The sequence below is a fragment of the Intestinibacter sp. genome, assembly GCF_051866655.1.
In the GTDB taxonomy this organism is placed as follows: Bacteria; Bacillota; Clostridia; order Peptostreptococcales; family Peptostreptococcaceae; genus Intestinibacter.
This window is the reverse complement of sequence record NZ_JBJDXL010000034.1, coordinates 1-7,999: the sequence shown is the minus strand read 5'-3', so window position 1 is coordinate 7,999 and position 7,999 is coordinate 1. Positions and strand designations below refer to the sequence as shown.

The 7,999-nt window shown below is 35.8% G+C and carries 13 protein-coding genes and 1 tRNA gene; all 14 read left to right on the top strand.

The genetic code is table 11. The annotated features are described in order from the left end of the window. Positions 1 to 17: 17 nt before the first annotated feature. Entirely contained in the window at positions 18 to 176 is a 159-nt protein-coding gene (locus ACI3VO_RS01080; protein WP_439756128.1) for an HNH endonuclease, read from the top strand. Between the two features lie 485 nt (positions 177 to 661). Next, positions 662 to 734, top strand: a tRNA-Arg gene (locus ACI3VO_RS01075). Between the two features lie 22 nt (positions 735 to 756). Further along, positions 757 to 942 (top strand): hypothetical protein, encoded by a 186-nt coding sequence (locus ACI3VO_RS01070; RefSeq protein ID WP_439756127.1) that lies wholly within the window; start codon positions 757 to 759, stop codon positions 940 to 942. A gap of 102 nt (positions 943 to 1,044) precedes the next feature. Continuing rightward, the gene (locus ACI3VO_RS01065) at positions 1,045 to 1,308 is read left to right on the top strand and encodes a hypothetical protein (RefSeq protein ID WP_439756126.1); all 264 of its coding nucleotides are present in this window, start codon (positions 1,045 to 1,047) and stop codon (positions 1,306 to 1,308) included. 178 nt (positions 1,309 to 1,486) lie between these two features. After that, entirely contained in the window at positions 1,487 to 1,714 is a 228-nt protein-coding gene (locus ACI3VO_RS01060; RefSeq protein WP_439756125.1) for a hypothetical protein, read from the top strand. A gap of 190 nt (positions 1,715 to 1,904) precedes the next feature. After that, positions 1,905 to 2,318: a ribonuclease H family protein gene (locus ACI3VO_RS01055; protein ID WP_439756124.1), complete on the top strand. Its 414-nt coding sequence runs from the start codon at positions 1,905 to 1,907 to the stop codon at positions 2,316 to 2,318. Beyond that, positions 2,318 to 2,830 carry a DUF5662 family protein gene (locus tag ACI3VO_RS01050; protein WP_439756123.1) on the top strand — a complete coding sequence of 171 codons (513 nt, stop codon included), beginning with the start codon at positions 2,318 to 2,320 and terminating at the stop codon, positions 2,828 to 2,830. Before ACI3VO_RS01055 ends, ACI3VO_RS01050 begins: the two co-directional genes overlap by 1 nt. 19 nt (positions 2,831 to 2,849) lie before the next feature. Further along, positions 2,850 to 4,166, top strand: coding sequence for a nicotinate phosphoribosyltransferase (locus ACI3VO_RS01045; protein WP_439756122.1), 1,317 nt, complete (start codon positions 2,850 to 2,852; stop codon positions 4,164 to 4,166). 249 nt (positions 4,167 to 4,415) lie between these two features. Continuing rightward, complete coding sequence (locus ACI3VO_RS01040; RefSeq protein ID WP_439756121.1) at positions 4,416 to 5,369, top strand: LAGLIDADG family homing endonuclease; 954 nt, start codon at positions 4,416 to 4,418, stop codon at positions 5,367 to 5,369. 247 nt (positions 5,370 to 5,616) lie between these two features. After that, entirely contained in the window at positions 5,617 to 6,045 is a 429-nt protein-coding gene (locus ACI3VO_RS01035; RefSeq protein WP_439756120.1) for a hypothetical protein, read from the top strand. Beyond that, positions 6,011 to 6,811, top strand: a complete 801-nt coding sequence (locus ACI3VO_RS01030) for a hypothetical protein (RefSeq protein WP_439756119.1) — start codon at positions 6,011 to 6,013, stop codon at positions 6,809 to 6,811. The genes ACI3VO_RS01035 and ACI3VO_RS01030 overlap by 35 nt, the downstream gene beginning before the upstream one ends. Next, positions 6,808 to 6,936 (top strand): hypothetical protein, encoded by a 129-nt coding sequence (locus ACI3VO_RS01025; RefSeq protein WP_439756118.1) that lies wholly within the window; start codon positions 6,808 to 6,810, stop codon positions 6,934 to 6,936. Before ACI3VO_RS01030 ends, ACI3VO_RS01025 begins: the two co-directional genes overlap by 4 nt. A 95-nt stretch (positions 6,937 to 7,031) precedes the next feature. Then, on the top strand, positions 7,032 to 7,238 hold the full coding sequence (locus tag ACI3VO_RS01020; RefSeq protein WP_439756117.1) for a hypothetical protein: 207 nt from the start codon (positions 7,032 to 7,034) through the stop codon (positions 7,236 to 7,238). Next, a partial coding sequence (locus ACI3VO_RS01015; RefSeq protein ID WP_439756116.1) for a beta-ketoacyl-[acyl-carrier-protein] synthase family protein occupies positions 7,238 to 7,999 on the top strand: 762 nt, incomplete at its 3' end. The genes ACI3VO_RS01020 and ACI3VO_RS01015, both read left to right, overlap by 1 nt.

The following is a 7,999-nucleotide window of genomic DNA, read 5'->3' as shown; positions in this document are numbered from 1 at the left end:
CAAATATTAGAACAAAAGTGATTAATTTAGGACTAAAAGAAAATAAATGTGAAGAATGTGGTATAACTGAATGGAGAGGAAAACCAATCACTATACAACTTCATCACATAAATGGAGACAGATCAGATAATAGAGTAGAAAATCTGAGAATGTTATGTCCTAATTGTCACAGTTAGACAGACAATTTTTGCAGAAGAAAAGAACTTCTAGAGAAGTAGTCTTAAAATTGAGTGCACTGATGGAAACATCAGATGTAGAATCTCCCTAACAAACGGAAACCTTGTCTGTGGTGACATAGACTTTGGCGACGGCTCTCTAAATTGAAAATGTTATATTTTGGGGAAACAATAGAACTATTGATAACAGTCACAAACTACAGAAATGTAAGGATTAAACATTTTCATAAATGGCGTAGAGGCCATACAGGAGATACCTAAGTTAGAAAGTACTAGTTTTGTAAAAGATAGTATTAGTCAGATTAATGTGGGTCACAGATTTACCCCGCTAGTACATAAATCTTGCAAGTTTTCTAATATGGTAAAGAAATGGTCCAGACTACAAAGACTTAAAATTAAGTCTGCTTGTGTAAAAGCAAGTGTAGCATGAAAATCTGTCGGGCAGTAATGCCCGTGTGGGTTCGAATCCCATTCGGAGCACTAAAGGTTTGATAGTTCAACAGGATAGAACAACTCCCTCCTAAAGAGTAGATCTGAGTTCGAGTCTCAGTCAGACTTCTAACTTTTTAAATAGATTATCATGGACAAAAACGAAAGAAAAGAAGACAATCTCAAAATACTGAAAAAGCTAGAGAGTTATCTGAATAAGTATCCAGATATAAGATTTATTCAGGCGTTATGGTCCCTACATATTGTAGACGAGCTGGATAGATTTTATGAAGAACCATCAATTACTATAAAAAGAATGGTGAATAAGGGGTTATAGTAACCTGAAAATTAAAAATATTATTATGAATATAAAGGTATTCCAAGAGGAATTTAGCACAGCAGATAAGATAATTATGCACCTTGTAGAAATAGACTTGTTATGGAAGAAGCCGTAAACAGCCTATTTATTTGTCAGTGTAGCAGTACAGAACATCAGCTAATCTTTTCTTATTTTCCAGAAGAGAAGGGAGATGTATATGTATCTGTCCACTTAACTCCAGAATATAGAATCTGGAAGCGCATTTGGATGGCTATTAAGTATATCTTCGGATATAAGTGCAAATTTGGACACTTTGACGAATTTATATTTAAGAAGACAGATGCTGACAAATTACAATCTGTAGTAAACTATCTCAAATCTTGATGTGTTCAACATTAGATCCCTGTGAGAGTTTATACTCTTGCGGGGATTTTTTTTTTACATTTAAGATATGGTTAACAAGATTAAAACATTTTTTAAGAAGTGTTTAATAATAATAGGAGATGCTTCTATTATTATCACTTGCTTCCTAGCTTGCGGCACAAAGAATAAGGAGCAACCTATGGAAGAGAGGACCTATGAACTCGATCTTATAAATGGTAAAACATATACAGTTACTATAAAGTGTCATAGAGATGCTAAGGAGATTTGTTATCTTCCAAGCAGTAAGGCTGCTGCTAACGTGTTTGAAGTAAGAGCCCTTAAGTATAATTACTTTGGAATACCTAATGGAAGGAATTGGTGGGATTATACTTGTAACGGAGTAGTAATGTATAGAAGAGTACGATAATGCTAGAGATAAAAGAAGGAGATCGTATTTCATTTAGAAATGAGTACGGTGGGAGAAGTGACGCTTATGTCCTTTACAAGTTTTGGTTATTTGGCTGGAAACTAAGGATTGTTACCTATAAGAGCCAAGAGTATATAACAATTAGTATTAAACGAGTAACTAGTATTTTAGAAAGGAACGCCATTGGAAAATGACTTATACACTCATAACTGATGGAGCATATTCATCTTCTAGAGATCAAGGCGGAATAGGTCTGGTCTTTCTTAAAGAAGATAAGAAGATCCTTGAATACTCAAAGATGTATAAAGGGGTTACAAACAATATGATGGAATTGGGGGCTGTAATCATAGGACTTAGGTTTATTAAGAAGCCGATTGATTCTCTTACTATTGTCAGTGACTCTATGTACGTAATTGGGTGCGCTACTAAAGGATGGAAGAGAAAGAAAAATGTAAAACTTTGGGAGGAATTTGATAGACAGTACTCCAGAGTAAAAGAATTATGTCCAAATATAACTTTCGTACATACGAAGGGGCATAACGGAGATAAGTGGAATGAATACTGTGATAAGTTAGCAGTAAGTGCGTCTAAACAAATAGGATAATGATTTATTTTAAACTATTAAAAAGAATTATAATTCATAAATTCTGGGTAGCTTACTATTGTTTTCAAGTAGGGTTATACTGGCAAGGAATAATTCACGACTTATCTAAGTTTAGTAGAACGGAGTTTCTACGTTCTATAAAATACTGGGACGATGAAATAAGTTCTCTAGCTAATGAGAAGAGGGTAAATGGATATTCCGAAACATTCCTTCATCATAGGGGAAGAAATCCTCACCATTATGAATATTGGATTCATAGTTTAGATGAAGGAGGGGTTCCGGCAGAAATGCCAAGGAAGTATGCTATAGAATTAGCTTGCGACTATTTAGCTGCTTGCAGAACCTATGGAGGAAATCCGAGAAGTGAGATAAATTGGTGGGCTAAGTATAGTCCAAAAATGAAGATGCACGAGAAGACTAAATCATATATCCATAATATATTTCAGGGATTTAATAAGGGTAAGACTCTGAAAGCTGCTATAGATTTTGCGGACTTACTCGGATATTCATAAAAAAAAAATTACTTTATAAATGAAAGAAACAATTCTTTTGACCGATGGCTATAAGCTCGGTCATCATTTCCAATACCCAAAGGGTACGGAGATGGTCTATTCTAACTGGACTCCTAGAAGCTGTAAGTATTTTCCTGAAGCAAGCGAAGGTTCAGTAGTCTTTGGTATTCAATATCTAGTTAAGGAATACCTAATTAAGCAATTTAATGAGAACTTCTTTAACCTTCCTAAAGAACAAGCTGTTAAGGAGTTCCATGATAGAGTAGATAGCTTTGTAGGAATATCCAACGTAGGAATAGAGCATATTGAGGCTCTTCATGACCTAGGATACTTACCTATAGAGATAAAGGCTCTTCCAGAGGGCTCTGTTTGTCCTATTAGGGTGCCAATGATGACCATAAAGAATACTCTTCCGGAGTTCTTTTGGTTAACTAATTATTTGGAAACTCTTATAAGCTCTGTTCTATGGCTACCTTGTACTTCTGCGACTTCAGCTAGGTTGTATAAGAAAGAGTTAAAGCGTCATGCTAAGCGTACAAGCTTCCCTGGAGACGCGAATATTGGCTTTGCTTGTCATGATTTCTCTATGAGAGGAATGGCTGGCATCGAAGCAGCTATTGTCTCTGGTATGGCTCATATGACTTCATTCTGTGGAAGTGAGACTATTCCTGCTATTAGAGCAGTCGAGGAATACTATAATGCTGACTCTTCAAAGGAGTTAGTAGCTGCTACAGTTCCTGCAACAGAGCATTCTGTAATGTGTGCTGGTGGAAAGGAGGATGAGCTCGAGACTTTCCGTCGTCTTATTTGTGAAGTATATCCAAAGGGGATTGTAAGTATCGTTTCTGATACTTGGGACTTCTGGCAGGTAGTTGAAGATTTCCTTCCAAAGCTAAAGAAAGAAATTATGGCTCGTGATGGACGGGTCGTTATTCGTCCTGATAGTGGAGATCCTGTAGACATCATCTGTGGATTAAGAACCAACCCTCACTTTAATACTCGTATAGTAGAAGGTCGTTACTATTGCTGCTACGCCCCGTTTGATATTGATTCCGAGTATGTAGAAGTTTCTGAAGGACAGTACTACGGTGCATATTATATGCTTGGTAAGACCTTTGGTTGGAATACCACAGATACTGGATTCAGGTATCCTTCGACAAAAGTAGGATTGCTCTATGGAGATTCTATTACTTTGGAACGCCAGAAACAGATCTATCTGAGATTAGAGGGAGCTAGTATGGCTGCTTGCAATCTAGTTCTTGGAGTAGGTTCATTTACTTACCAATTCAAGAGTCGCGATTCACTTGGCTTAACTGCGAGGCCCTTTATACAGTAATGTATATCGAATAACTGGAAGAATTGCTGGGAAGGGTTTGTTAATTCCTAATCAGCAGCCGAGCCACAGGGAAGACTGTGGAAGGTTCAGAGACTAAGGACACTACGGTGAGCCTATAGCATCCAGAGTCCTAAATTTAGGATTATGATATAGTCCGTAAAAATTAACATAAATTAATATTTTACTACTTGTAACTTTCTTATTAAATTTTTATATTTGAACAGTTAAAACTACTAAAATATAAAAATTATGAAATGTGAAAGTTGGACTGAAAAAGAAATTGAAATTTTGCACACTTTTTATTTAGATCATACTGCACAAGAATGTATAGATGAATTTGGTTTAAATAGAACTATCAAGGCTTTACAAAAAAAAGCTAGAGAGTTAGGAATAAGAAAAAATAAAAAGTGGAGTAAAGAAGAAGAAGATTTATTAAAATTCCACTGGGAAAATTCTGATATGGAAACATTATTAAGAGTTTTACCAGATAGAACGTATTCCCAAATGATGAATAAAGCTAAACTCTTAAAAGTTACCTCTAAAGCAGAGAGAAAACGTCAGGGATCATTAGACTTTTTAGATAATCTTACAGAAAAATCTTCCTATTGGTGGGGATTTATTATGGCAGATGGACATTTGTCACCTAGAGGTGAATTATATATTTGTTTATCTGGAAAAGATTCAGATTATCTTAAAGTTTTAGCTAAACATCTTAAATGTAAGACTACACTTAGAATAAAATCTGGTGGTTTTTCCACTAAAGATTCCGAATTTATAGATCTTCGTATTCAAGATAAAAAATTTCAAGAAAAATGGTATTCTATTTTAGATTATACAAATCCTAAAACATATAATCCTCCTAAGTTAGATATATTTTATAATAAAAAATTATTAATATACTTCTTAATTGGGTTAATAGATGGAGATGGATCTATTTGGATTAGTAATTGTACGGAAACAAGTAAAGGTTCTATATCTCTTAGAATAGAAGTACATCCAAATTGGGAAGAAAGACTTAGAGAATTAATTTCTAAAATAGAAGAATTTTATAATATTAAGTTTAATATTAAAACAAGTAGTAAAGGCTATATAAAAGCAGAAATAGCTTCTAAAAAAGATTTAGAAGAACTATATAAATATATAGATAATTGCGATTATATGGCTAGAAAATGGGATAAAGTAAAAGCTTTTACGTCGCAGTAAAAGCAACAGCTTGTAAAATCAATGGTGAGCTTAAGGAGATCTTCAAGCAGCCTAAGACAGACGATGGTACTAAGAACTCTCTAAAAGGTTTAATTGCCATATATGAGGAAAATGGTACCTACGTTGCTAAGGATTGTGTATCTGAAGCAGAGGAAATGGAAGGCGCCCTTGAACCTATATTTGTCAATGGAACTCTTATGAAGGACTATAGTCTTTCAGAGATTAGAGAAAGAATCGACGCTTCAATATGATCGACGATACCTTATTTCATCCATTTGCTACTACAGGAGCAATTGCTAGACTTAAAGAGGAACTCGATACCTACGGCAAACTAGTCGTAGGTTTCGATTTCGATAATACTATATTTGACTTCCATAACAATGGAGGGAACTATAGTGATATTATAAAGATACTACAGGAATGTAAGAAATTAGGCTTTACTTTATGCCTGTTTACCGCAGAACCAAATGAAGAATGGCTTAAATGGAAAGTCGCTTATTGTAAGCATTTTGGTATAGAACCAGATTACGTGAATGATAGTCCACTTTTCCAAGGAACTAAGAAGCCTTTCTTTAGTATCTTGCTGGATGACCGAGCAGGTCTTGAGAGCGCATACTATACTTTAGCTAGTGTAATAAAATATGCAAATTCTAAACCTTGTAAACAAGGAGGCTAGTAGTATAAACTACAGCATTTCTCACTTTCCTGATGGGGAGGTGCAGATAATATTGGATTCCTTTAGCAGGAAGGATGACATTCTTGTAGAGTGTAGAATTACTTCTGCAGAGGAGTTATTCATCTTAATGCAGGTCATGGACATTCTCGATAGACAGGAAGTAACATACTCTGTTACTATTTATTATCTAATGGGAATGAGAATGGATAGAGTAATGGACTTTAATAGACCATTTACTTTAAAGGTAGTATCTACTCTCCTAAGTAGATCTAAGGCCCGTGAAATCCGTATATTAGAACCTCACTCCAAGAAGATCTTTGATCTCAGTAATATATTTACAGAACATATTGACGATCTTCTAGAAGGGTTCAAGACTGGATTATTATCCTGTCACCAGTTAGTTCTTCCTGATGCTGGTGCTCAAAAACGTTACCCTAACGTCTCAAAGGCGATTCTCTGCAGCAAGGTTCGAGACGAGCAGACTGGGAAATTAACTGGATTCGAGGTTAAGAACCCTAGAGATATTCAGAGTAAGGATTTACTTATTTTGGATGACTTATGTGATGGAGGAGGTACTTTCTGCGGAATCGCAGCTGAACTTAGGAAGTATAAACCCGACGCAGATATTAATATCTTCGTTACTCACATGGTGAATAGAAGAGGTATTGAGAATCTTGCAAAAACTTTCAATAAGGTATACTTTACTAATTCCTATAGAACGTGGGATAACTTACCAGATAATGTAATTCAAATTGAAATCGTATGAAATACAAGAAAAAAGTAGCTAACCTCAAAGCAGCACAGGCTTGGTGGGATAAACAAGATAATAAGTTCAAGGACTCTACTACTCGTCCTGGAAGTATTAAGCAACGTGTAGTAACTGGTGTATAATGGTTAAGACTATAAAGATTGTAAAGTCCGATTCCAAGTGGCATCTCGAATTTGAAGGTAAGACATTTCCTATCAAAGAGAGTGACTCTTGGATTATGGACTTACTCAAACCGACTGATAATCAGACCTGTATAATAACAGATGCTTCAAGTGAAGGAGCTGTCTGCTATTTCGTGAAAAGCTCTGGAGTTCTTAAGGTATATTCCTTTCCAGATGAGGTTCTAAGGATAGAATCTGATGTTAATATCATCTTCTTTAGAGCACTGCAAAACGATGTAAAATATTACTTGATACCAGTATAATGAACAGAGTTGTTATAACGGGAATAGGAATATACTCTTGCATTGGAACAAATAAGCAAGAAGTCTTATCTTCTCTATTAAGAGGTAGCTGTGGTCTATCTCGAGATAAGGAGAGACTAGCACATGGATTTCGATCTCCTCTAACTGGAAAACTTTCCTCTCCTAATATTCCAAAGCCCTTAAGAAGGTTTATGTCTCAGGGAGTAGAATTTCTCTACATAGCTGCTAAAGAAGCTTTGGAAGACGCTGGAGATGTAGGTAGATGTGGGGTAATAATAGGAAACGATAGTAGTGCTAAAGCTATGCTAGATGCATCTTCTATGTTCTCTGAATTTGAAGATACTTCTAAGTTAGGACCTACTCACGTTATAAAAACTCTATCTTCTAATCCTACAGCAGTACTAACTTCTCTTCTTCCTCTAAGAGGGGTATCTTTCTCTATAGGAGGAGCTTGTGCCTCTGGAGGACATGCTATAGGAATTGCTTATAACCTTATAAAGGGAGGGGTAGAGGAGAGTATCTTATGTGGAGGATGTCAAGAGGTTAATGAAGCTTCTGTATTCTCCTTTGATGCACTTGGAAACTTTTCCACGTCTGAGGACCCAAATGCTGCTGTTAGGCCTTTTGATTCTTCTAGATGTGGATTAGTGCCCAGCGGAGGAGGAGCTTGCCTAATGCTAGAAAGTCTTACGCATGCTGTCCTTAGAGGGGCTAAGATCTATGGAGAAATTATAGGATACGGAGCTAATTCCTCAGGAAGT

Bases quoted from the DNA above. Each gene is read 5' to 3' on its own strand.
- ACI3VO_RS01025 (WP_439756118.1), top strand. From the start codon at position 6,808: ATGAAATACAAGAAAAAAGTAGCTAACCTCAAAGCAGCACAGGCTTGG.
- ACI3VO_RS01035 (WP_439756120.1), top strand. From the start codon at position 5,617: ATGATCGACGATACCTTATTTCATCCATTTGCTACTACAGGAGCAATT.
- ACI3VO_RS01060 (WP_439756125.1), top strand. From the start codon at position 1,487: ATGGAAGAGAGGACCTATGAACTCGATCTTATAAATGGTAAAACATAT.
- ACI3VO_RS01070 (WP_439756127.1), top strand. From the start codon at position 757: ATGGACAAAAACGAAAGAAAAGAAGACAATCTCAAAATACTGAAAAAG.
- ACI3VO_RS01065 (WP_439756126.1), top strand. From the start codon at position 1,045: ATGGAAGAAGCCGTAAACAGCCTATTTATTTGTCAGTGTAGCAGTACA.
- ACI3VO_RS01030 (WP_439756119.1), top strand. From the start codon at position 6,011: ATGCAAATTCTAAACCTTGTAAACAAGGAGGCTAGTAGTATAAACTAC.
- ACI3VO_RS01055 (WP_439756124.1), top strand. From the start codon at position 1,905: ATGACTTATACACTCATAACTGATGGAGCATATTCATCTTCTAGAGAT.
- ACI3VO_RS01040 (WP_439756121.1), top strand. From the start codon at position 4,416: ATGAAATGTGAAAGTTGGACTGAAAAAGAAATTGAAATTTTGCACACT.
- ACI3VO_RS01045 (WP_439756122.1), top strand. From the start codon at position 2,850: ATGAAAGAAACAATTCTTTTGACCGATGGCTATAAGCTCGGTCATCAT.
- ACI3VO_RS01020 (WP_439756117.1), top strand. From the start codon at position 7,032: ATGGACTTACTCAAACCGACTGATAATCAGACCTGTATAATAACAGAT.
- ACI3VO_RS01050 (WP_439756123.1), top strand. From the start codon at position 2,318: ATGATTTATTTTAAACTATTAAAAAGAATTATAATTCATAAATTCTGG.